The sequence below is a fragment of the Kitasatospora sp. MBT66 genome, assembly GCF_000710405.2.
GTDB lineage: Bacteria > Actinomycetota > Actinomycetes > Streptomycetales > Streptomycetaceae > Kitasatospora > Kitasatospora purpeofusca.
Window position 1 is genome coordinate 260,590 of record NZ_JAIY01000011.1, and the last position, 20,025, is coordinate 280,614.

Genomic DNA, 20,025 nt, shown 5'->3' on the forward strand with positions numbered 1-20,025 from the left:
CATTCAAGGAAGCCAGCTACGGCGGCATCGCGCATCCGGTGACACGCGGTCGGCGGAGCCGTCGGGTCACCGCACCCGGTAACGGATGAGGAGCCGGGCCCGGCCCCGGAGTGTGTGGCCGGGCCATGACTCCGGGCGGCTGTGGTCCAGTGGGAGTGCACCGGAGGGAGGAGCAGACCTGGTTCCAGGCCTGACCGGTCCCGTCACGGGGGCGGCTGCCAGCGCGGACCGGGACGACGAGGGTCTGTGCCGTCGCGAACGGCTGTTCGCGACGGCACAGACCAGGGCCGGGCGCCCCGGGCGTCGGCCGACCGTTGCCAGCACACTGGTCGCGTGGGCTGGGACCCCCGTACGGTCGGCCGGTTCGTCCTGCGTCCGACCTGCTGGGAACCGGCGGTCGGACGCAGGGGTACCGGACGGTCCCTGGTCTCGCCCTGCCGTTGTCCCCCAATCCTCGGCGCCCGGGAACGGAACCTCCATGACGGCAGGTTGACGTTCGCCTGGCGTTCGGGACGCCGGGTCGGGTGGCCTGCTCCGGTCGCGGCGGCACGGCCCTTGCCGCCGAGCGGTCCGACCCCGCACGCTGGTGCGAGGGGCCGGCGTTCGGCGGACCGGGGGTGGGAGTGGCGACGGGGGCGGACGGGCGCGGGGTGCCGGTGCTGGGCCGGGCTGTGGTGCGCGGCGCGTCGGCGGTGGGCCTCGGCGCGGTCATGACGGGCGTGGTCGCCGGCCTGGGGTGGCTGTCGATGTGGGTGGTCTACCACTGGGTGTTCCTCTATGTGGTCGAGGTCGTCGTCATGCTGGCGGCTGCCGCCGCCCTGCTTCTCGGGCTGGCGGCCGGCGCACAGTACCGGCCCGCGTGGTGGAAGGTGTCCATGGCGTCGCTCTTCGTGTTCGCGGCCGGCTGGCTGGTCTTCGAGGAGTGCTGCGTGGTGATGGCCGACCAGCAGGCGCTCCACGACCGGGGCACGACCGTCCCCGCCGTGGTCGTCAAGGTGTGGGAGGGCGACGAGCACTCCTCCACCACCGTCGAGGTACGCCTCGCCGACGGCAGCGAGTACCGGAATGTGGAGTTGGGCGACTGGATGCCGCGTACCGGCGAGCAGACCGTCGTCACGGTGGACCTCTCGGGACCGGCCCGGTCCCGCCTGGGCCCGTCACCCGGGCCTCCCGACGCCACCGCGCGCAACGCCGGACTGGCGGCTGTCGCAGTGGGCTCTCTCGGCCTGGGCGCGCACCTCACCGGCCTGCTCGAAACCGCCCCATTCCGAAGGTCCCGGCCACCCGAGGACGCGACCCCCGCCGGACACCGACTGCGGCGACGGCGGCGACGGTGGAGAGGCCTGCGAAGGTGACGGCGGGGCCCGACGGGGAGGCGGAGGCGTCGTTCGGCGTTCAGCCGGTTGCGGCGAGGCTCTTCTCGAACGCGGCCAGGTAGTTGGGCAGGTGGTGGTCCCTGATGGCGTCCGTCTCGGGGGCCGGCCGGTCGGTGACGAAGCCCTTTGCCCGGTCCTTGAGCCCTGCCACGAGCGGCATGGACTCGTGGAGGCGGCCGTCCGCGTCGAAGTAGCGCAGTGTCTCGACGTGCGTGAAGAACGGAACCCGACGACGATCATGCGGTCACCGGCCATGACGTAGGCCTGGGTGTCCTCGATCGGGAACGGCATGGCGTGCTTGGACTCGAAGTGTCTGACCTCCTCGAAGCCCCACGCCCGCGCCTGTTCCTCGATGGCCTCGCGCTCCAGCGGCGCCAGGCCCGCCGCGCGCGCCATCCAGTAGGCGTGGTGAAGGGAGTAACGAGTCGTCGAATGGTCCAGCGCGGCAACGGCCATGGTGTCCTCCGGGAGGGCCTGGGCGGGAGCACCCAGCACCATAGGCCCGTGGACGAACGATCGGCCCGGGGGCGCGCCGGAAGCACGGCGAGCAGCGCGGCGGAGAACGCCGGGTGCTGCGGCCCGTACGGGCGGCCGGTCGTTCAGGTGAAGTTCCCGCCCGGCAGCCGGGGCCTCCGGAGGCAGCGGGAAGCCTCGTGCGTGACGGCCGCTCGTCCCGAGCCGCCGCGCCGCACCGAGGAGAGTCCCCCATGCGCGTGCTCCCACGCCCCGCCGCCCTCGCGGCCGCCGCCGTGTCCGTGGCCGCCCTGGCCGGCCCCGTGCCCGCCGCCACCGCCGACAGCTCCGCCGCACCGCCACCGCCGGCGGGCCGGTACCTGAACCTGCACCAGTGCGTGTACCACGGCCCGTTCCTGCCGAACAGTTTCGACCTCGTGACCACCCTCGTCCCCAGCCGGGACGGCCGGTTCAGCGCCGGCACGGACATCTCCGACACCCCCGTCCCCGCGGCCGTGTGCGGACCGGGCGACGGGACCTACGAGCCCAGCGTCTACACGGCCGCCGAGGGCTACGACCTGACCACCGGGCGCTACCTCAATCTGCACCAGTGCGTCTTCTGGAGCGACTACGACCAGGACCACCTCACCACGGTGGTCGGGACCACCGACGTGAAGTTCGTCGCCGGGACCAACGTCTCCAACACCCGTGACACCGAGGTCTTCTGCGGCGGCGGGGGCACGGACCACCCCGTCCCGTTGCTGTCGAGCGCCACTCCGCTGGACCTGACCGCCGGCCGGTACCTGAACCTGCACCAGTGCATGTACTACTACGAGGGCTTCCGCGACCACTTCACCACCTTCGCGCCGAGCAGGGACGGGCGGTTCAAGGCCGGGACCAACATCTCGAACACCCCCGACACCCAGCCCTCCTGCGGCGCCGGGGACGGCAACTTCCGGCTCGTCCCGCTCCTCTCCGGTGTCAAGGCCCTTCGGCTCGGCTGAGCGCGGCGGCCGCCGCCCCTGCCGCTACCCCTGCCGCTGGTCCGCGGTCGCGGCGCTCGCGACCGCGTCGGCGACGGTGGGCCGGTAGAGGCCCAGCTTGGGCGCCCGGGCCTTCGCGCCGGGGCCGAGCGGGAAGTTCCGGGTCTCGGCGGCCGGCATGTGGTCGCCGTCGGCCACCACGTTCAGCTCGTCGACCCCGGCCGCGGACGCGGCGGATCCGCCGCCGGGGTTGAGGTCGATCACGGCGAACGCCGTCCGCCCGGCACCGACCGGGTAGGCGGGCGGGCCGCCCAGCCCGCCCGGGACCAGCGGCCTGATGTCCTTGGCGCGGTCGGCGGAGTGCGAGTCGCCCACAGTGACCAGCGGGAAGTAGCTCAGGCCGCAGGAGTGCGCGCCCTGGTTGTGCACCTCGATCACCCGCTGGGTCGGCGCCTCGGGGCGGGCGGTCACCCGCAGCGTGAGGTCCTTGGGGTCACAGGGGTGGGTGTAGGCGTAGGCATCGTCGGCACCTCCGCCTCCGGGCGCGGCCGCGGTGGGCGCCGCGGGCGCCGTGGCCTTCGGCGCGGCCGCACCGGGCGCGGTGGTCGCGGCGGTAGCGGCGCCGCTCGGAGCAGTGGCCGGGGCACTCACCGGGGCACTCGCCGGGCCGCCGGTCGGGGCGGCCGCCGGTGTTCCGGTCGCGGCCTGCGCCGGTCCCGGGCCGCTGGGGTCGTCGGGTCCGCAGCCGCTCACGGCGAGGAGGACGCCGACGAGCGCGGCCGGAACGAGCAGAGTACGGCGAGCCGACATGGCAGATCCCCCGAGGACGGAATACGGATGAGCGGGGTCGCCCGGCAGCGCCGTCGGAACCCCGCCGGACAGTACTGCGGCCCGCTTCCCCGCCCCGCCAAACCAACCTGCACTCGCGATCCGGCCCGCCGGAGCCGACGCCACCCTGCCCGACCTGCGAGAACGCCTCCCCGCGACGCAGCCGGACGGAGTCTCCCGGCACCGTCCGACCTACCGCTCTGCCCCGTCCGCCCCGCCGTTCTGCCCGTCCCGCGCCCCGGAACTGCCCGTCCGGCACCTGTCGCAGCGCCGGGCCGACCGACCTCCGGGCGGAGGGGGAACGTTTGCACCCGGCCGGATGTCGTGGCCATGCAGACAAAGAGCCCGGGTACTCGTACCCTCTCCACCATGGTGACCTTGCGGCTGAAGAGAATCACGACAACCATCGCCCTCCTCCTCGGAGTTGGGTCCGCCATGACGACCTCCCCGGCGTCCGCCGCCGAACGCTGGGACACCTACTCCGCCGACCGGAGCACGATCCGACCCGGTGAGACCTTCACCATCACGATGACCCTGACCAACTCCGAGACCACGGACATCTCGTTCGTCTACGAGTACGTCGAACCCCTGTGGCCCCTCAACACGACCACCAACAGGATCACGGTCACCGGTTGCGGCGGCGACGTCGCCGACTGCACCGTCTCGGGACTGACCGCCAAGTTCCACCCCCGCGTCCCCATCGCCCCCGGCGACAGCCGGTCGGTGACGCTCACCGTGCAGGCCCTCCCCGCGTCCTCGCCCACCCCGGGAGAGATCGTGTCCACCGGCTGGAACCCGTATATCTACTACGAGTACGACCGCACCCCCACCGGTTCGTTCCTCTACCGCCACGGCGGCCCCTTCAACCCGACGGAGCTGCAGGGTCGGATCCTCTACTGACCCCCGCCCAGGACGGCCCGCGCCGCACCAGGAACCCGCCCCGAGCCGGACGGCCCCGAGCGGAAACGCCGTTGCGCGTACACCCGGTCCGCGTGGCACGCTGACCGGGTGTCGAAGACATTCCACCCCGCAGAGCTCACCTGGGACGAGGTCGACCCGGCCGACCGTCCCTTCGATCCCGCCTCGGTGGCGTGGGTGGTCCGCTCCCTCGGCCCGGCGCGGCAGGTGCCCTCCCGACTGGACCCCGATTTCGATCCGACCCGGGTCAACTGGGCCTGGGACGTGGCCAAGCCGTGGTCCGATGCCATGACGCACGTGCTGGTGCAGCACTACGGCCGGTGGGCGGCGGGGTGGCGCTGGTCGCTCGGCGAGGGGGACGTCGACGGGGGGCCGGTCGGAGGCTGGTGCTGCGGCTCGCACTCGATCACCACGCCGGAGGAGACCGTCGACCGGGTCGTCGCGGCACTGTGCGAGTGGCGCGAGTGGCTGGAGGACCTCGCCGAGCGGTTCGAGGCCTACCCGCTGGATCCGGAGACCCTGGTGGCGGACCGGATCCTGTGGGAGCGCGCCGCCCGGAACCTGATCCTGCGGGTGGCCGACCGCACGGGCGCCGAGAGCGGCTGGTACCGGCACTGCCTGCAGGTCCTGGGCTGGTTCCTCGGCTACTGGGGCGTCGCGCCCGAGCCGGCCGCGCGCATGGTGCGGCAGGCGGTCGGCGGCCGGTTCGAGAGCTGGACCTCGCCGGACACCGTCCTGGCGGAGGACATCGCCGAGAAACTGGTCGGCCCGCTGCGCCCGCAGGACACCCGCTGGTCGCCGCCGGACCCCGGCCCGCTCCCGGACCACCTGGAGCGCTGGATCGCCGTGCGCAACAGCGTGCCGTGGCCGGAGAACGACGGCAGTGACGACGGTGGACCGGTGACTCCCGCCCGCGACGGGGCCGCGGAGGACTTCCGCTCCTTCGACGCCGTCGTGGACCCCGCTCGCGGCGCCGGCCTGCTCGCCGCACTGGAGCTGGTGCGGGCCGACGCGGCACGCGGAGCGGTCCTCGACGTCGAGCTGCTGCGCGGCTGGCAGCAGCACGTCCTGGGCACTCCCGGGCCGCCGCCGCTGCGCACCCTCCCCGCCTTCGCCAAGGGCGGCGACGAGCGCTACGGCATCGGCCCCGACACCCGCGCCCGGCTCGACGCCTGCCTGGCGCAGGCGGCCGACGGCCGGCTCTCCCTGGCCGCGAGGGCGGCCCGGGCCCATCTCGACGTCTGCTTCTTCCACCCGTTCGACGACGGCAACGCCCGCGCCGCCCTGCTCACCCTGCTGTTCGTGCTGGCCCGCGCAGAGATCACCCTCGACTCGGTGGTGCTGATCCGCCGGTTCGGGCACCGGGCCGACGATCCGCAGGACGCGCTGGGCCTGTGCGGTTCCGTCGAGTACCACATCGGGCAGAGCCGCGCCGGCGCCCGGTGACCACCGGGGCGCCGGGACCGCCTCAACGCTCCGGTGTCTGCTTCCTCGCGCGGTAGGCGCGCTTCTTGGCGAGGGCGCCGCAGGTCTTCATCGAGCACCAGCGGCGGGCGCTCGCGCGGGAGGTGTCGACGAAGGGGACTCCGCAGTCGGGGTTCCCGCAGAGGCGGACGTGGGCGCGGTGCTCCGAGGCGCAGAGCGCGATCAAGTCCCGGGCGACCATGGACAGTACCGCTGCGATCCCCTCGCCGCGCCAGCGCACGGTGGTGGCGTCGGGGGCCAGTTCGGGTGTCGAGGGCGGCTCGGCGGCGGCGCGGTTGACCAGCGCGATGTCCTCCGGGGCGGGCGGGACGGCGTCCGCCAGAGCCCGGCCGGTGCGGTGGATCGCCTCGCGGAGGTGTCGGGCCCGCTCCAGGTCGGCCGCGGTGCAGGACGGTGCGGCCGCGGTGCAGCCGCTCTCCACCGCCCAGCGGCTCAAGTCCTCGGGCCGGGCCAGCCGTTCGAAGGGCGTGCCGGTGCCGCGGTCGGCCAGGGTGCCGGCGAAGGCGAAGCACAGCCGCGCGTCGTCGAAGCGGAAGTCGGCCTTGGCGCGCTGACGTCCCTCCCGGGTTCCGTCCGCAATGCCCGTGCCGCCCGTACCTCCCGTACCGCCGGTACTGCCCGTGTCCGCACCGTCCGCGCCGACCGGTGCTTCGTCCTTCAGGTCACCCTTCATGTCCACCACTCTATGCGGTTGACATCGTTCCGAACAAGCGGCTAGCTTCCAGGTCCACCACTTGAACCGGTGGACTTCGCGTGACGGCTCCCTGCTCCACGCGTCTTCACCCCGCAGCACGAGGAGGCCGCGCCATGCGCGCCGCAGTCATCGAGGAACTCCACCGCCCGCTCGTCCTCCAGGACGTGCCCGACCCCGTCTGCCCGCCGGACGGGGCGATCGTGCGGGTCGGGGCGAACGGCATCTGCCGGACCGACTGGGCCCTGTGGGCCGGGCAGTTCTGGACCGGCGGACCGCGGGTCGAGGCCCCGTTCGTGCTCGGACACGAGTTCGCCGGCACCGTGGTGGAGGTCGGCCGCGACGTTCGGGGGTGGAAGGAGGGCGCCCGCGTCATCTTCCCGATGAACCCCGGCGAGGGCTCCTGCGAGTTCTGCCGCAGCGGCAACCAGCACGTCTGCGAGCACGTGGACTCCCTGGTGCCCGGGGTCTCCTACTGGGGCGCCTTCGCCGAGTACGTCATGGTCCGCTTCGCCGACGTCAACCTGGTCGAGGTGCCCGAGGGCGTGGGCTTCACCGACGTCGCCGCGCTGGCCTGCCGGTACATGACGGCCTTCCACGGGGTCGTCGACCAGGCGCGGGTCCGCGGCGGCGAGTGGGTCGCGGTCTACGGCGCCGGAGGCGGCACGGGTCTGTCGACGGTGGAGATCGCCGCGGCGACGGGCGCCAACGTCATCGCGATCGACATCACGGACGACAAGCTGGACGCCGCCCGCGCGCTCGGCGCGGTCCACACCGTGAACGCCGCCGCCACCGACCCCGTCGAGGCCGTGAAGACCCTGACCGGCGGCGGCGCCCATGTGTCGGTCGACGCCGTGGGCATCGCCGCCGCCTGCCGCAACTCGGTGCTGTCCCTGCGCACCCGCGGCCGCCACCTCCAGCTCGGGCACACCACCGCCGCGGAGCAGGGCGACGTCGCCCTGCCGATCGACGTCATGATGGTCAAGGAGCTGGAGTTCCAGAGCGCCTTCGGCATGCAGGGCCAGCGCTTCGGCACCATGTTGAACATGATCGCCGCCGGCCGGCTCAGCCCCGGCCGGATCGTCTCGCGCACCGTCGGCCTCCACGAGGCGAGCGAGGTCCTGGAGTCCCTGGAGACGTACGGGCCCACCGGTGTCGTCGTCATCGACTCGTTCCGCGCCTGATCCGTCTCCCCCGAAGTACCCCCTCCCCGAAAGCAGGCACGACCATGGCCGATTCGCGCATCGCTGATTCCCGTATCCCTGACGCCCGCACGCCCGACAGCCGCACACCCGGTACTTGCAAGCCCGATTCCCGTCGGCTGATGGACCGGGAGCTGAGCGTGGCCCTCGACGCGGTCCCCATGACCCCGAACGGCGCGTTCGACCTCACCGACCTGGCCACCACGCGCGCGGCCTTCCGCGCCCAGGCCGAATCCGCCGCCGACAGCTCGCCCGCCGACCCGTCGGTCACCGTCGAGGAGCACCTCGCGAGCCGAGCGGACGGACGGAGCCAGGTAGACGGCCCGGACGACCACGAGGTGCAGGTGCCGGTCCGCCTGCTGCGCCCCACCACCGCGACCGGACCGCTGCCGGTACTGCTCTGGTTCCACGGCGGCGGCCAGGTGCTCGGCTTCGCCGCCCAGGACGAGCCGTGGCTCACCAGGCTGGCGGCGAGCCTCGGCTGCGCCGTCGCCGCGGTCGACTACCGGCTCGCCCCGGAGACGCCCGCCCCCGGCGCCGCCGAGGACGGCTTCACCGCCTACCAGTGGCTCTGCCGGGAGGCGGACGCCCTGGGGCTGGACGGCACCCGCATCGGCATCGCCGGCCAGAGCGGCGGCGGCGGGATCGCGGCGGCCACGGCCCTGCTGGTCCGCGACCGCGGCGGCGTGGCACCGCTGTTCCAGTCCCTGACGTATCCCATGCTCGACGACCGCAACCGGACCGCGTCGAGTCACGAGATCACCGACATCGGGATCTGGGACCGCTCGACCAACCTGCTGGCCTGGCAGGCGATCCTGGGCGACCGCGCAGGCACCGAGGACGTCTGCCCGTACGCGGCCCCCGCCCGCGCCGCCGACCTCGCAGACCTGCCGCCCACGTTCATCACCGTCGGCGACCTCGACTGCTTCCGGGACGAGGACCTCGACTACGCGACCCGGCTGCGCGCCCAGGGCGTCCCGGTCGAGCTCCACCTCTACCCCGGCGCCTACCACGCGTTCGACCTCATCGCCCCCGAATCGCGGCTGGCCACCGCCTTCCACCGGACCTGGTTCGACTACCTGGCCCGCCGGTTCGACGCCGCACCGGTCGCGGCCTGACACCGCGACCGCGCGCCGGGGGCCACCGCGCACGGCCCCCGGCCGGCGGGTCCGGAAAAACGGGTACCGGCGTGGCGATGAGTTTTCCGGCCCCGGCCGGTCTACATCTCGAAGGGACAACCACGCACCCCGGGAGTAGAGACATGGGAATCGTCCAGATCGAACTGTTCGCCACCCTCGACCTCGTCGCGCAGGCACCCGGCGGACCGGACGAGGACCCGGCGGGGTTCCCGTTCGGGGGCTGGCAGGCGCCCCTGCTGAACGAGGTCACCGGGGCGCAGATCCTCGCCGCGTACGAGGGCACGGACGCCCTGCTGCTCGGCCGGCGGACGTACGACATCTTCGCCGCGTACTGGCCCCACCAGAAGGACGGCGAGATCGCCGAGCTGTTCAACCGCGTCCCGAAGTACGTGGCCTCGCGCGGCAAGCCGGAGCTCCCCTGGGACGGCTCCACGCAGCTCGGGCCGGACCTGGCCGCCGCCGTCCGCGAGATCCGCGACCGGCACGAGAACGTGAAGGTCGTCGGCAGCCTGGACCTGGTGCAGACGCTGCTGCGGGAGAGGCTCTTCGACCGCCTCGACCTGTGGGTGCACCCGATCGTGCTCGGCGTCGGGAAGAAGGTCTTCGACGGCGGCGCCGTGCCCACGAACCTCGCCCTCCTCGAACCGCCGACCGCCGGTCCGGAGGGCACCGTGTACCTGCGCTACGCCCGCACCGACGGCACCCCCGCGACCGGCGACATGAGTGCGCCGGACCGCGGCCTCGGCCGCGACAGTGCCGACGGCAGCGGCAGCGGCAACGGCAGCGGCGGCAGCGGCAGCGGCGGCCGGTGAGCCGAGATGGCCACCGTCGCCGTCCGCGGCACCGTCCTGGGCATCGAGTCCTTCGGCGACCACGACGCACCGCTCGTCCTGCTCGCGGGCGGGCCGACCATGCTCTCCTGGCCCGACGCGCTCTGCGAACGCCTCGCCGCCGGCGGGCGCCGGGTGGTGCGCTACGACCTGCGCGACAGCGGGGAGTCGGCGACGGTGGACCCGCAGGCGCCCGCCTACACCCTGCGCGACCTCGCCGCCGACGCCGCCGCCCTGGCCCGCGTACTGGGCGGTGCGCCCGCACACCTCGCGGGTACCGGCGTCGGCGGGATGGTCGCCCAGGTCGCGGCTCTCGACCACGCCGACGCGTTCTCCGCCCTCACCCTGGCCGGCACCCGCCCCGTCGCCCCCGGCCCGCCCGACAAGGACCTCCCCGACCACGAGCAGGCGACCATGGGGCTGTTGTTCGCCAGACCAATGCCGGACTGGACCGACCGTGAGGCGGTCGCGGAGTACGCCGCCACCGGCGCGAGCATCCGCGGCGACGACCCCGCCACCGCGCGCGAGCGGGCCGCGCGCATCTGGGACCGCACCCCCGGCACCGCGCCCCCGGTCCAGCTGGCCAACCAGCTGGGCACCGTGTTCGCCCGGCTCGACTGCCGACCCCGCTGGCGCGAACGCCTGCCCACGGTCGACCTCCCCGCACTCGTCGTCCACGGCCGCCACGACCCGCTCTTCCCCCTCGGCAACGGCGAAGCCCTGGCCCGCGAGATCCCCGGCGCACGGCTCCTCGTGCTCGAACACGCCGCCATCGGGATCCCCGACGACGCGGCGGACGCGGTCGCCGAGGCGATGCTCGCCCTCGGCCGGCCGACCCCGGCCGACCCGCCGAACCCCGTACGGAAGGAGCCGTCCACCGATCCGGCCTGATCCGCGCCCCGGGGGAAGCACGAGGAGGGGGACCCGCCGACCGGTCGTGGTGATCGCCGGCGCCCCGGACGCGGAAGAATGGACCGCGTGACCAGCACCCCGCCCCTCCCCCGGGGCCTCACCTCCCTGATCCCGGACGCCCGCACCCGCGCCACCCCCGGCGAGCGCGCCGCCTCCCAGCTCCTCCACCTGCGCGAGGCCACCGTGCCGGTCCCCCTCCTCGCCGCGGCCGCCGAACTGATCACCCCCCAGCTCACGGACCCCGACCCGGCCACCCAGGAGGCGGCCGCCACCGTCCACGCACTCCTGCTCGCCGCCATCGAGGACGCCGCCCCCGACCGCTAGTGACCTGAGTCGGAGATTCATCGTCAGTCGGGCACGAGTCGCGCGGGTCCGAGGGTTCCGCCGAGGATTCCGCCGTTGTCGGTCACTGATGCCCAGCGGGCTGTATTGCAGGGCTGGTTGCGTCGCCGCACGACAGCTCAGGCTCTGGTCCAGCGGTCGCGGATCGTGCTGGAGTGCGCCGAGGGCCACTCGACCATGGAGGTGTCCCGCCGGCTGCGGGTCGCTCCGGACACGGTCCGCACCCGGCGGCGCCGGTTCGTCGAGCGGGGTCCGGACGGCCTGTGTGACGACCCGGTGCCCGGTGTTCCCGAACGCCACAGCCACGACTACGTCCGGGCCGGCACGACCACTCTCTTCGCCGCCCTCGAGGTCGCCACCGGCGACCGGCTCCCTGCACCGCCGCCACCGGGCGGCGGAGTTCAAGGGGTTCCTCGTGAGGCTCGGCCCGCTCACCGACTGGAACGAGCACCCCGGACCGTTTGTCCGGACGAAGAGCGCCGACGAGATCCTCGACAAGTCGCGGCCTACCACTGGCCGTGTTCTCGGTCAACAGCGGTGGACTTCTCGGTCATTCCGACCGAAAGGCCATGCCGCACGGGGGCTGGCACCCTACCGTGGAAGGGAATCTGCCCCGCTCCGGGGCGGAACGGGGTGATCGAAGCGCACGAAGGAAGGGAAGCCATGGGGGTACGTGCACGGCTGCGCGGGGGCGCGGTCGCGATGGGGGCCGCGGTACTGGCGATCGGGGCCCTGGGGGCCGGGGCGGCTCCGGGCCGGGCGGCGGCTGCCGACCAGTGGCGGCCGCAGCCGGGGACCCTGTACATCTCCGACCTGCCGAAGACCGAGTCGTGGCGCGCCAGCCCGACCGCCCGGGGGTGGGGCACCGATTTCGACTGTCCGGTGGGCTGGCCCGCCGAGCCGGCCGAAGTCAATGTGTGGCACCGGGACTTCACCACCGCGGAGACCGCGTTCGCCCAGCAGAAGGTGGCGGTCTTCGACACGGAGGCCGAAGCCGTCGCCTTCGCGGACAAGGCCCGGCAGGACTACATCGCCTGCGCGCACGCCCCGCAGCGGCCCGGCGTGACCGCGACCTACCTCGACCACGGGGTGATCAACGTCGAGGAGGGCGCCACCCTTCAGGGGATGCACACCTTCGACTCCAACGCCACCGAGCGCCCCGACTACAACTACCTGTGGGGCGTGGGCCGCGACGGCGACACGGTGACGCTGGTCCTGTGGCAGAGCTACTGGGGCGATCCGCCGGTGATCCCGTGGAAGAACACCCTGAACACCGCGGTGAAGAAGCTGTACTGAGCACCCGCCGCCGACCCCTCGCCGTGGGTCCCGGCCGGGGCGGCGCGGCGGGCCGCGGTCGGATCGAGCACGTGGCCGCCGCCGCTCCCGGCGGGGCTGTGGAGCCGGGCGGCGTGGCCGCAACGCATCTGCCAGGTTGAAACGCTCTTTGATCCCCCTTTCGGACGAGTCATTCCGAACGATCAGCAGTCGTAGGCGCTCAGGGGGTGGAGCGACGGCCGGCCGATGCCGGCACCGTCCCTACGGGTGGTAGAGCTCCTGGGCGCGGGCCAGGTCGACGGGTCCGTCCTGGTTCAGGTGCAGGAAGAAGCCCAGCTGCCACGCTTGCGTGCTGCCGGCCTGGCGGCTGGTAGGGGCCACCCAGGGCGGGTAGATGCGAAAGGCCCGCTTCCCACCCGAACCGTTCTCCGATACGACGCCGTGCCGGCGGAGCGCGTCCTTGGGAAAGACGAACTGACCGAAGTTGTCGCCGTCACGGGTGCTGATGACAAAGAGATCGACGGGGTCCGTCACGTCGAAGGGCTGGATGGGCCCGGCCGGGGACCTCTTCCAGACGGTGACGAACTGGCCGGCCTTGGTGGGGGTCGTCCTGGCGGCGCGGAACCGGACGGCGAGGCCGTCGAGGGTGAACCCGTGGGCGGCGTACTCGGCGCTCTCGGCCTCGGGGACCGGCTGCGAGCAGGCGAATCCGCAGCGGTCGTAGACGAGCGCCTTCGCCGCGACGAGATCTTCGTGGACCGGGGCGGTGCCCGGCCAGGGTTCCGGGCGGAGATCGGCCGGGTGCTCGCGGTCCATGGTCATCCGCCCACTCTGTCACGGGTGGTTCGACGAAGCCGCCACGGCCGGTCGGCCCGCGTTCGAAGCGTCGGCCCGCGTCCCCAGCTCGGCCGTGACCCGACGCAGCAGCACCGTCGGCGACGGCATGACGGCGTACCAGGTGTTCTCGCTCTCGTCGGCGGCCGGGGCCCAGGCCGCCACGACGGGAAGTTCGCAGTGGTCGCCGGCCTCCAGTGGCGGCAGCGTCCAGGTCATGCCGTGGTGGTGGCCGAAGTCCACACCCCAGGTGCTGAACGAACGGTCGTACACCTCGTCGCTCAACGCCGCCCATCGCCGGGGCGCCTCTCCCACGAGGGCGGCCCCGCAGATCGCCTCCTCGTCGTTGCCTCCCACGGTGAGCCGGGTCGTGTCGTCCTCCAACGTGACAGCGGCCAGCGCCTGCCCGCCGTCCCACCCCGCTTCGACACCCTCCGGAAGCCGCGCCGGAAGCTCCGCCGCGAACCGCACCCGCCCGAGCGGCGCGGTCGCGTCGATCCGCCACACCGCCGCGCGGCAGCCGGTCAGCGGTCCCCAGGTGTCGGGGTCGAGCTCGGGATCGTACGGGGTCGTCAGCAGCTCGACGGTGGCCCCGGGTGTCACCCAGCGGGCCAGCGTGCGGTCGCCCGGCAGCTCGAACAGTTCGTCGGGCAGCTGCGGAAGGACGGTGCTCCCGATCGTCGTGGCGAAGGCCAGCGGGCCGAACGGCGTGTCGATGTACGGTTCGACGGCGGACCGCAGGCGGACGCGCGGGGCGGTGGGGAGCAGCATCGCCCCAGCGTACTGCGGCGTGACCTGCCAGGATCCGCCGGGCGGCACCCGGCCGGTGCGGACCGGCCGGGCGCTCCGACGGGGGTGCGGGCGTGCCCGGTCAGGCGGCTCTACCTTCTGAGCCGGGTTGATCGAGCCATTCGTAAGGTTGGGTCGCCCAGGGGTGCTGGGTGTGGCTATCAGGCGGCTGCCGTTTCGTGGCTTGCGTCGCTTTGCCGCCCGGTGCCCCACGACGACTCGGCCGCCGATTAGGAAGTGCGAGCAAGTCGCTGAGTAGAGCAATGCCGGCGAGGTCGTCCGTGGTACGAACAGCACGAACACGCACGTCAGGAGCATGATGAGCCGGATATGGGCGGGGATCGACAGCGGCAAGGGCCACCACCACGGCCTGGCCCTGGACACCGAGGGCAAGACCCTGCTGTCGCGGCGGGTCGCCAACGACGAGCCCGAGCTGCTGCAGCTGATCGGCGATGTTCTCGCCCTGGCCGGCGGCGATCGGGTGACCTGGGCGATCGACATGACCGGTGGGGAGCCGGCCCTGCTGCTGAGCCTGCTCGTCGCGCAAGGCCAGGAGGTCCTGTACATCCCCGGCCGGCTGGTGAACCGGGCATCCGACGGCTACCGCGGCGAGGGGAAGACCGACGCCCGCGACGCCTACGTGATCGCCGACCAGGCCCGGATGCGGCGCGACCTGCAGCCCGTCCGTCCCGGTGACGAGGCTGCGATCGAGCTCAGGCTGCTGACCGGCCGACGGGCCGACCTGGTCGAGGACCGAACCCGGGCTGTCAACCGCCTGCGCGGCACTCTGCTGAGCATGTTCCCGGCCCTGGAGAGGGCCCTGGACGTGACCAACACCGGTCCGCTCAAGCTGCTGACCGGGTACCAGACCCCGGCCGCGATCCGCCGCACCGGCGTCGCACGGCTGACGAAGTGGCTGGCCAACCGCAAGGTCCGCAACGCCAGAGCCCTCGCCGAGGCGGCCGTCGAGGCCGCCGAGCGCCAGTACACCTCCGTCCCCGGGGAGAAGACCATCGCCAGGCTGGTCCACACCCTGGCCGAGGGGGTGATGGCCCTCAACGAGCAGATCGCCGAGATGGACAAGCTCATCGAGGGCCGGTTTCGAGAGCACGAACTCGCCGGCATAGTCGAGAGCGTCCCCGGTATCGGCATCGTGCTCGGCGCCGAGTTCCTGGCCGGCGTGGGCGGCGGTCTGGACGGCTTCGCCTCCCCGGACGCCCTGGCGGCGTTCGCCGGCGTCGCACCGGCGCCCCGCGACTCCGGCAAGGTCAGCGGGAACCTGCACCGGCCAACCGTCTACCACCGCAGACTCCAACGCGTCTTCTACACCTCCGCGTTGGTCAGCATCCGGTGCGACCCGAACTCGCGGAAGTTCTACGACCGCAAGCGCGCGGAGGGCAAGCGGCACGTCCAAGCCGTGATGGCCCTGGCCCGCCGACGGGTCAACGTTCTCTGGGCCCTGATCCGTGACCGACGGTGCTACCACGTCACACCTCCAGTGACCACGGCGGCTTGACAACGACATTAGGAAGCGAAGCTCAGGCCGAGGGTGACGGCGACGGGGGCGAGGTAGAGGAGCGGGAAGGCCACGGTCTTGTAGGAGCGGGCCCGCAGGCAGGTGATGACGGCGCCGAGGAAGTAGAGGATCAGGCCGGTCGCCGCGGCGACGCCGAGGGCCGGGACGGCGAGGCCGACCAGCAGGCCGGCGGCGCCGGCGAGCTTCGCCAGTGCCAGCGGGCCCCACCACGAGCGCGGCACGCCGTACTCGACCAGCGGCTGGGTCACGAACTCCGCCCGGCGCGCGAGCGAGACGCCGGAGAAGCCGACCCACAGGGCACTGACAACGGCGAGGACGACGTAGGCGACGGACATGGCGGATACCCCTGTTTCGGATGGCGGGTGAGGAGGTGCGACATGGCGGACCGATCCCGGCCCGCCCCGCCGCAGCTGCTCGAACACTCCACTGACCCGCCGCCCGCGACGGATGTGACAGCCCCGCAGAGGAATTTCTCAGAGGGCGTTCGACAGGGGTTCCTCTCACCTGTCCGGCTGTGGTCGATGCGGCACGGACTCGGTTCCATGATCTCGTGGCGGTGTCGAGCGGTTACCGGTCCGGAGCGTTCCCGACGGTCGGACCGTGACGGCGGCCTCCAGGAGGGTCAAGGTCCGCGCGGTGGCGTCGACCTCCGCGCGGACGCCCAGCGGCAGCAGGAGATTCGGGCCGGCGTGGCCGATGTCGACCTGGCCGAGCAAAGGGAGATCGCGGCCGCCCAGGACGTCGAGGACCACCTCGCGCAGCTCCGGCGTCCCTGCGCGCACCCGGGGGCGGTGAGCCGGTGCGGGACACCGACCACCATCGCGGCGATCCGATGCCGCGTGCCGCGACGACCTCCGGGCCCGACCGGGGCCCGGCCTCCTGGGCCCCGTCCGCGGTGGCCCGGCGGCACATCAGCCGCACAGGGCCGCGGTCTGCGCCTTCAGGATCCCCTTGCTCAGCGGGAAGGGCGCCTGGTGCTTGAGGTCGGCCCCGAGGTCGTAGACGTTGGCGGCGATGACCAACTGTCGCTCACCGTCGACGGTGGTGAGCGAGTAGCTGGTGTAGCCGGGGCCGCCACCGTCGGTCAGCCAGACGCCGACCGGCGGCTTGCCGTCCGGCCCCGAGCCGCACGGCAGGTCCATGCGCTGCACCCCGAGTCCGTACGCCACCGGCGTGTCGGCGGGCTGCACCGTGGTCAGGAGTTCGCGCTGCTGGGCGGGGCGCAGCAGCTTGCCGCCGAACAGGGCCCGGTGGAAGCGGGCCAGGTCGTCGACGGTGGAGATCATGGCGCCGGCGGTCCAGTCGTAGGACGGGCTGAACCGTGTGACGTCCTGTCCCTTGAGGTCGTACCCGTGCAGATGGGGGCCGCGGACGACCGGGTCGGTCAGCGGGAAGGAGGTGTCCTTGAGGCCGAGCGGGTCGAGGATCCGCCGGCGGATCTCGGCGGACGCGCTGCGGTGGGTGACCGCCTCGATCACCAGACCGGCGAGCAGGTAGTTGGTGTTGGAGTACTCCCAGCCGTGGTCGGGCGCCGTGAACGCCGGTGCGTGGCGGACGGCGCGGGCGACCACCTCCCGCGGGGTGTAGAGGTGGTCCCGGTCGTGGTGCTCCAGGTAGGGGGCGAAGAACTCCGGCTCGGTGGTGGGGTCGTAGATGCCGGAGGTGTGGTCGAGCAGCTGCCGGAGGGTGATGGTCCGGCCGTCGTTGCCGTTCCCCTGGACCACACCGGGCAGCCACTTCTCCACGCTGTCGCCCAGCGAGAGCCGTCCTTCGCCCTCGAGTTGGAGAAGCACCGTGGACACGAACGACTTGGTGTTGCTGGCGATCCGGAACCGCTGGTCCGGCCGGGCCCGCTCGCCGGTCGCCGTGTCCGCGACCCCGGCGGCCACCCGTGACTCCCGCTCCCCGTTCCTGGCGTAGGCCACGACGCCCGGGAATCCGTCCGCGACCGCCTGTTCGATGCTCTCCGTGAGGCCGGCGGGCGGCGAAGCGGGTGCCCGCTCCGCGAGGGCCGAGGCCGGGAGGAGCCCCGTCACCGCCACCGTGCACAGCCCCGCCCACAGTGCCGCGATCCCCGTACGTGTCCTCATCGAACTTCCCCTGACTTCCGGTGCCGTGCTGGTTCGTACCCAGCCTGCCGGGCCGGGGCGCCGGTGGCCCATCCCGCTGACACCCCGGCCGGTACGGGGGTTTGCCCCACGCCCGGACCGTCCGTCACCTCCGGGCACGGAGAGACCTCGTCGAGCGGTGGTCCCGGTGGTGCCGAACAGGACCGGGATCGGGCCGTGGGTGTCCGTTCTGCATCGATCGCAGCCGGGCAGTCGAGGGGAAACCCCTGTCGAACGCCCTCTCGGGACCCCTCGCAGTGGCGGCCGACAGCGGCGAGGGCGCTGCGCCGGATCAGGCCGACACTCGGGCGGACCAGGAGCGCGAGCAGCGTCCGGGGCGGCGGGAGGTCGGCCGGGGTCACCTTCTGCAGCGCTGCCCGCGCCTGCTCCGGTGACGCCGCCGGAGTGATCCCGTGCACCGTTCGGTGCCCGTGGACGGGCAGGAACCGATCCAGCGTCCCGTCCATGAGGAACAGGCCTTTCCTCCGTGCGGATCCGAGTAGGTGGTTCGAGTGCGGGGCCCGGTCGGCACGGCGCTCCCCTGGGCCGATCGGGTGAGCCGCACCGCCGCCGCCAGCATGTCCCGACGTGCCCCCGACCACCAGAGCCGGCAGCCGAGTTGCCGCAAATGGACACCGGTGGGCGGGCACCGCCGCCCGCCCACCGGCCACGGCGCGGCGGGGCGGGCGGGATGCGCAGGACGGGCGCGGCGGTGTGGTGTGGTGTGCTCCTGCGGGATCCGGGCAGACGCCGGGGGTCCTACCGGCGCGAGGGAAGGGGTTCAGCATGGCCGACCCGGCGAAGGGCACGGAGCGGGAGGTGCCGCAACCGGCACCCGCCCAGGAACGCCCCGGTGACGGGGTCGTCGAGACGGACGTCCCCGCGCGGCTGGACCGGCTGCCGTGGTCCCGCTGGCACTGGCGGATCGTGATCGGGCTGGGGACGGTCTGGATCCTCGACGGTCTGGAGGTCACGATCGTCGGCAACATGGCGGCCCGGCTCGCCCAGAGCGGCAGCGGGATCTCCATCACGACGACCCAGGTCACCACGATCGCGGCCGCCGTGTACGTCGCGGGGGCGTGCAGCGGCGCGCTGTTCTTCGGCTGGCTGACCGACCGGCTGGGCCGCAAGAAGCTCTTCATGATCACCCTGGCGGTCTACCTGGCGGCCACCGCCGTCACCGCGTTCTCCTGGACGGCCTGGTTCTTCTTCCTCTGCCGCTTCTTCACCGGATTCGGCATCGGCGGCGAGTACGCGGCGATCAACTCCGCGATCGACGAACTGATCCCGGCCCGGGTGCGCGGCCGGATCGATCTGGTGATCAACGGCAGCTTCTGGATCGGCGCGGCGATCGGCGCCTTCGCCTCGATCGCCCTGCTGAACACCGCCCTGTTCGCGACCGACGTGGGCTGGCGGCTGGCCTTCGGCATCGGCGTGGTCCTCGGCCTGGTCATCCTGCTGGTGCGCCGGCACGTCCCGGAGAGTCCGCGCTGGCTGTTCACCCACGGCCGGGCCGGGGAGGCCGAGGAGGTGGTGGCCGAGGCCGAGCGGATCGTGCGGGAGGAGTACGGCCGGGAACTGCCGCCCGTCGAGGGCGAGCCGATCCTCATCCGCGAGCGCGGCCCGCTCGGCTTCGGCACCATCGCCCGCACGGTCATCACCCGCTATCCGCGCCGCACCGTGCTCGGCCTGGCCCTGTTCATCGGGCAGGCCTTCCTCTACAACGCGGTGACCTTCGGCTACGCGGTGATCCTCACCAAGTACTTCGCCGTCCCGGAGGGCGACACCGGCTACTACTTCGCGGTGATCGCGGTCGGCAACTTCCTCGGACCGCTGCTGCTGGGCGGCCTGTTCGACTCCGTCGGACGCAAACCGATGATCGCCGGCACCTACATCGGCTCCGGTGTGCTGCTGTTCGGCACGGCGCTGCTCTTCCAGCAGGGCTCGCTGTCCGCCGTCACCATGACCGCCTGCTGGACGGCCGTGCTGTTCCTGGCCTCCGCCGGCGCCAGCTCCGCCTACCTGACGGTCAGCGAGATCTTCCCGCTGGAGACCAGGGCGATGTGCATCGCCTTCTTCTACGCCGTCGGGACCGCCGTCGGCGGCATCAGCGGCCCCCTGCTGTTCAACGGCCTGGTGAGCAGCGGGAAGGTCTCCGACACCACGCTGGCGTTCTGCATCGGCGCGACCCTGATGACCCTCGCCGGACTGGTCGAGGCGGTGATCGGCGTCAAGGCGGAACGGCGCAGCCTGGAGTCGCTGGCCGCCCCGCTCGGCGCCGTCGAACCCACCCGGACCACCTAGCGACGTGGGCCCGTGCGGA

Annotated in this window: 20 protein-coding genes and 2 pseudogenes; 14 read left to right on the forward strand and 8 right to left on the reverse strand. The window is 72.9% G+C overall.

Features of this window, described 5'->3' with window-relative positions; all coding sequences use genetic code 11:
- The first annotated feature begins 617 nt into the window (after positions 1 to 617).
- Positions 618 to 1,355 carry a hypothetical protein gene (locus BI06_RS31955; RefSeq protein ID WP_149030549.1) on the forward strand — a complete coding sequence of 246 codons (738 nt, stop codon included), beginning with the start codon at positions 618 to 620 and terminating at the stop codon, positions 1,353 to 1,355.
- Between the two features lie 40 nt (positions 1,356 to 1,395).
- Here the strand turns inward: BI06_RS31955 and BI06_RS55630 are convergent, their stop codons facing one another.
- Positions 1,396 to 1,527 carry a hypothetical protein gene (locus BI06_RS55630; protein ID WP_341845514.1) on the reverse strand — a complete coding sequence of 44 codons (132 nt, stop codon included), beginning with the start codon at positions 1,525 to 1,527 and terminating at the stop codon, positions 1,396 to 1,398.
- Between the two features lie 556 nt (positions 1,528 to 2,083).
- Here BI06_RS55630 and BI06_RS52595 point away from each other — a divergent pair.
- Positions 2,084 to 2,833, forward strand: a complete 750-nt coding sequence (locus BI06_RS52595) for a hypothetical protein (RefSeq protein WP_043474033.1) — start codon at positions 2,084 to 2,086, stop codon at positions 2,831 to 2,833.
- A gap of 24 nt (positions 2,834 to 2,857) precedes the next feature.
- Here the strand turns inward: BI06_RS52595 and BI06_RS31965 are convergent, their stop codons facing one another.
- Positions 2,858 to 3,622 carry a DUF4232 domain-containing protein gene (locus BI06_RS31965; protein WP_043474034.1) on the reverse strand — a complete coding sequence of 255 codons (765 nt, stop codon included), beginning with the start codon at positions 3,620 to 3,622 and terminating at the stop codon, positions 2,858 to 2,860.
- 453 nt (positions 3,623 to 4,075) lie between these two features.
- On the opposite strand from BI06_RS31965, the gene BI06_RS31970 reads away from it, so the two are divergent.
- Both BI06_RS31970 and BI06_RS31975 read left to right on the forward strand, forming a co-directional pair.
- Positions 4,076 to 4,540: a hypothetical protein gene (locus tag BI06_RS31970; RefSeq protein WP_030397248.1), complete on the forward strand. Its 465-nt coding sequence runs from the start codon at positions 4,076 to 4,078 to the stop codon at positions 4,538 to 4,540.
- A gap of 108 nt (positions 4,541 to 4,648) precedes the next feature.
- Positions 4,649 to 6,004, forward strand: a complete 1,356-nt coding sequence (locus BI06_RS31975) for a Fic family protein (RefSeq protein WP_043474035.1) — start codon at positions 4,649 to 4,651, stop codon at positions 6,002 to 6,004.
- Positions 6,005 to 6,026: 22 nt separating this feature from the next.
- Here BI06_RS31975 and BI06_RS31980 read toward each other — a convergent pair whose 3' ends face one another.
- Positions 6,027 to 6,716 carry an ABATE domain-containing protein gene (locus BI06_RS31980; protein WP_149030550.1) on the reverse strand — a complete coding sequence of 230 codons (690 nt, stop codon included), beginning with the start codon at positions 6,714 to 6,716 and terminating at the stop codon, positions 6,027 to 6,029.
- 134 nt (positions 6,717 to 6,850) lie between these two features.
- Here BI06_RS31980 and BI06_RS31985 point away from each other — a divergent pair, with 134 nt between their 5' ends.
- The 8 genes and pseudogenes from BI06_RS31985 to BI06_RS32010 all read left to right on the forward strand — a co-directional run bounded on the left by BI06_RS31985 (position 6,851) and on the right by BI06_RS32010 (position 12,455).
- Entirely contained in the window at positions 6,851 to 7,918 is a 1,068-nt protein-coding gene (locus tag BI06_RS31985; protein WP_030397246.1) for an alcohol dehydrogenase catalytic domain-containing protein, read from the forward strand.
- Positions 7,919 to 8,058: 140 nt separating this feature from the next.
- Positions 8,059 to 9,054 (forward strand): alpha/beta hydrolase, encoded by a 996-nt coding sequence (locus BI06_RS31990; RefSeq protein WP_043474036.1) that lies wholly within the window; start codon positions 8,059 to 8,061, stop codon positions 9,052 to 9,054.
- 143 nt (positions 9,055 to 9,197) lie between these two features.
- Entirely contained in the window at positions 9,198 to 9,887 is a 690-nt protein-coding gene (locus BI06_RS31995) for a dihydrofolate reductase family protein (protein ID WP_051742370.1), read from the forward strand.
- A 6-nt stretch (positions 9,888 to 9,893) separates the two neighbouring features.
- Complete coding sequence (locus BI06_RS32000) at positions 9,894 to 10,796, forward strand: alpha/beta fold hydrolase (RefSeq protein WP_051742372.1); 903 nt, start codon at positions 9,894 to 9,896, stop codon at positions 10,794 to 10,796.
- Positions 10,797 to 10,883: 87 nt separating this feature from the next.
- Positions 10,884 to 11,141, forward strand: a complete 258-nt coding sequence (locus tag BI06_RS32005; protein WP_149030551.1) for a hypothetical protein — start codon at positions 10,884 to 10,886, stop codon at positions 11,139 to 11,141.
- Between the two features lie 195 nt (positions 11,142 to 11,336).
- A pseudogene (locus BI06_RS55635) lies at positions 11,337 to 11,384 on the forward strand (hypothetical protein); the annotation flags it as partial.
- A 51-nt stretch (positions 11,385 to 11,435) separates the two neighbouring features.
- A pseudogene (locus BI06_RS55640) lies at positions 11,436 to 11,574 on the forward strand (IS630 family transposase); the annotation flags it as partial.
- A 248-nt stretch (positions 11,575 to 11,822) separates the two neighbouring features.
- The gene (locus tag BI06_RS32010) at positions 11,823 to 12,455 is read left to right on the forward strand and encodes a hypothetical protein (protein WP_051742374.1); all 633 of its coding nucleotides are present in this window, start codon (positions 11,823 to 11,825) and stop codon (positions 12,453 to 12,455) included.
- 240 nt (positions 12,456 to 12,695) lie between these two features.
- On the opposite strand, the gene BI06_RS32015 is transcribed toward BI06_RS32010, so the two are convergent.
- Both BI06_RS32015 and BI06_RS32020 read right to left on the reverse strand, forming a co-directional pair.
- Positions 12,696 to 13,250 carry a MepB family protein gene (locus BI06_RS32015; RefSeq protein WP_030397240.1) on the reverse strand — a complete coding sequence of 185 codons (555 nt, stop codon included), beginning with the start codon at positions 13,248 to 13,250 and terminating at the stop codon, positions 12,696 to 12,698.
- 18 nt (positions 13,251 to 13,268) lie between these two features.
- Entirely contained in the window at positions 13,269 to 14,039 is a 771-nt protein-coding gene (locus BI06_RS32020) for a hypothetical protein (RefSeq protein ID WP_043474037.1), read from the reverse strand.
- A 337-nt stretch (positions 14,040 to 14,376) separates the two neighbouring features.
- On the opposite strand from BI06_RS32020, the gene BI06_RS32025 reads away from it, so the two are divergent.
- Positions 14,377 to 15,573 carry an IS110 family transposase gene (locus tag BI06_RS32025; protein WP_043463675.1) on the forward strand — a complete coding sequence of 399 codons (1,197 nt, stop codon included), beginning with the start codon at positions 14,377 to 14,379 and terminating at the stop codon, positions 15,571 to 15,573.
- An 8-nt stretch (positions 15,574 to 15,581) separates the two neighbouring features.
- On the opposite strand, the gene BI06_RS32030 is transcribed toward BI06_RS32025, so the two are convergent.
- The 3 genes from BI06_RS32030 to BI06_RS32040 form a co-directional block, all read right to left on the reverse strand.
- Entirely contained in the window at positions 15,582 to 15,929 is a 348-nt protein-coding gene (locus BI06_RS32030; protein ID WP_043474038.1) for a DoxX family protein, read from the reverse strand.
- A 165-nt stretch (positions 15,930 to 16,094) separates the two neighbouring features.
- Positions 16,095 to 16,376 carry a hypothetical protein gene (locus BI06_RS55645; protein WP_369826275.1) on the reverse strand — a complete coding sequence of 94 codons (282 nt, stop codon included), beginning with the start codon at positions 16,374 to 16,376 and terminating at the stop codon, positions 16,095 to 16,097.
- Between the two features lie 129 nt (positions 16,377 to 16,505).
- Positions 16,506 to 17,684 carry a serine hydrolase gene (locus BI06_RS32040; protein WP_051742376.1) on the reverse strand — a complete coding sequence of 393 codons (1,179 nt, stop codon included), beginning with the start codon at positions 17,682 to 17,684 and terminating at the stop codon, positions 16,506 to 16,508.
- An 804-nt stretch (positions 17,685 to 18,488) separates the two neighbouring features.
- Here BI06_RS32040 and BI06_RS32045 point away from each other — a divergent pair.
- Positions 18,489 to 20,006: an MFS transporter gene (locus BI06_RS32045; protein WP_082558823.1), complete on the forward strand. Its 1,518-nt coding sequence runs from the start codon at positions 18,489 to 18,491 to the stop codon at positions 20,004 to 20,006.
- Positions 20,007 to 20,025: the final 19 nt, after the last annotated feature.

Bases quoted from the DNA above. Each gene is read 5' to 3' on its own strand.
- BI06_RS52595 (WP_043474033.1), top strand. From the start codon at position 2,084: ATGCGCGTGCTCCCACGCCCCGCCGCCCTCGCGGCCGCCGCCGTGTCC.
- BI06_RS31965 (WP_043474034.1), bottom strand. From the start codon at position 3,622: ATGTCGGCTCGCCGTACTCTGCTCGTTCCGGCCGCGCTCGTCGGCGTC.
- BI06_RS31970 (WP_030397248.1), top strand. From the start codon at position 4,076: ATGACGACCTCCCCGGCGTCCGCCGCCGAACGCTGGGACACCTACTCC.
- BI06_RS31980 (WP_149030550.1), bottom strand. From the start codon at position 6,716: ATGAAGGGTGACCTGAAGGACGAAGCACCGGTCGGCGCGGACGGTGCG.
- BI06_RS31985 (WP_030397246.1), top strand. From the start codon at position 6,851: ATGCGCGCCGCAGTCATCGAGGAACTCCACCGCCCGCTCGTCCTCCAG.
- BI06_RS31990 (WP_043474036.1), top strand. From the start codon at position 8,059: ATGGACCGGGAGCTGAGCGTGGCCCTCGACGCGGTCCCCATGACCCCG.
- BI06_RS31995 (WP_051742370.1), top strand. From the start codon at position 9,198: ATGGGAATCGTCCAGATCGAACTGTTCGCCACCCTCGACCTCGTCGCG.
- BI06_RS32000 (WP_051742372.1), top strand. From the start codon at position 9,894: ATGGCCACCGTCGCCGTCCGCGGCACCGTCCTGGGCATCGAGTCCTTC.
- BI06_RS32010 (WP_051742374.1), top strand. From the start codon at position 11,823: ATGGGGGTACGTGCACGGCTGCGCGGGGGCGCGGTCGCGATGGGGGCC.
- BI06_RS32015 (WP_030397240.1), bottom strand. From the start codon at position 13,250: ATGGACCGCGAGCACCCGGCCGATCTCCGCCCGGAACCCTGGCCGGGC.
- BI06_RS32020 (WP_043474037.1), bottom strand. From the start codon at position 14,039: ATGCTGCTCCCCACCGCCCCGCGCGTCCGCCTGCGGTCCGCCGTCGAA.
- BI06_RS32025 (WP_043463675.1), top strand. From the start codon at position 14,377: ATGAGCCGGATATGGGCGGGGATCGACAGCGGCAAGGGCCACCACCAC.
- BI06_RS32030 (WP_043474038.1), bottom strand. From the start codon at position 15,929: ATGTCCGTCGCCTACGTCGTCCTCGCCGTTGTCAGTGCCCTGTGGGTC.
- BI06_RS32040 (WP_051742376.1), bottom strand. From the start codon at position 17,684: ATGAGGACACGTACGGGGATCGCGGCACTGTGGGCGGGGCTGTGCACG.
- BI06_RS32045 (WP_082558823.1), top strand. From the start codon at position 18,489: ATGGCCGACCCGGCGAAGGGCACGGAGCGGGAGGTGCCGCAACCGGCA.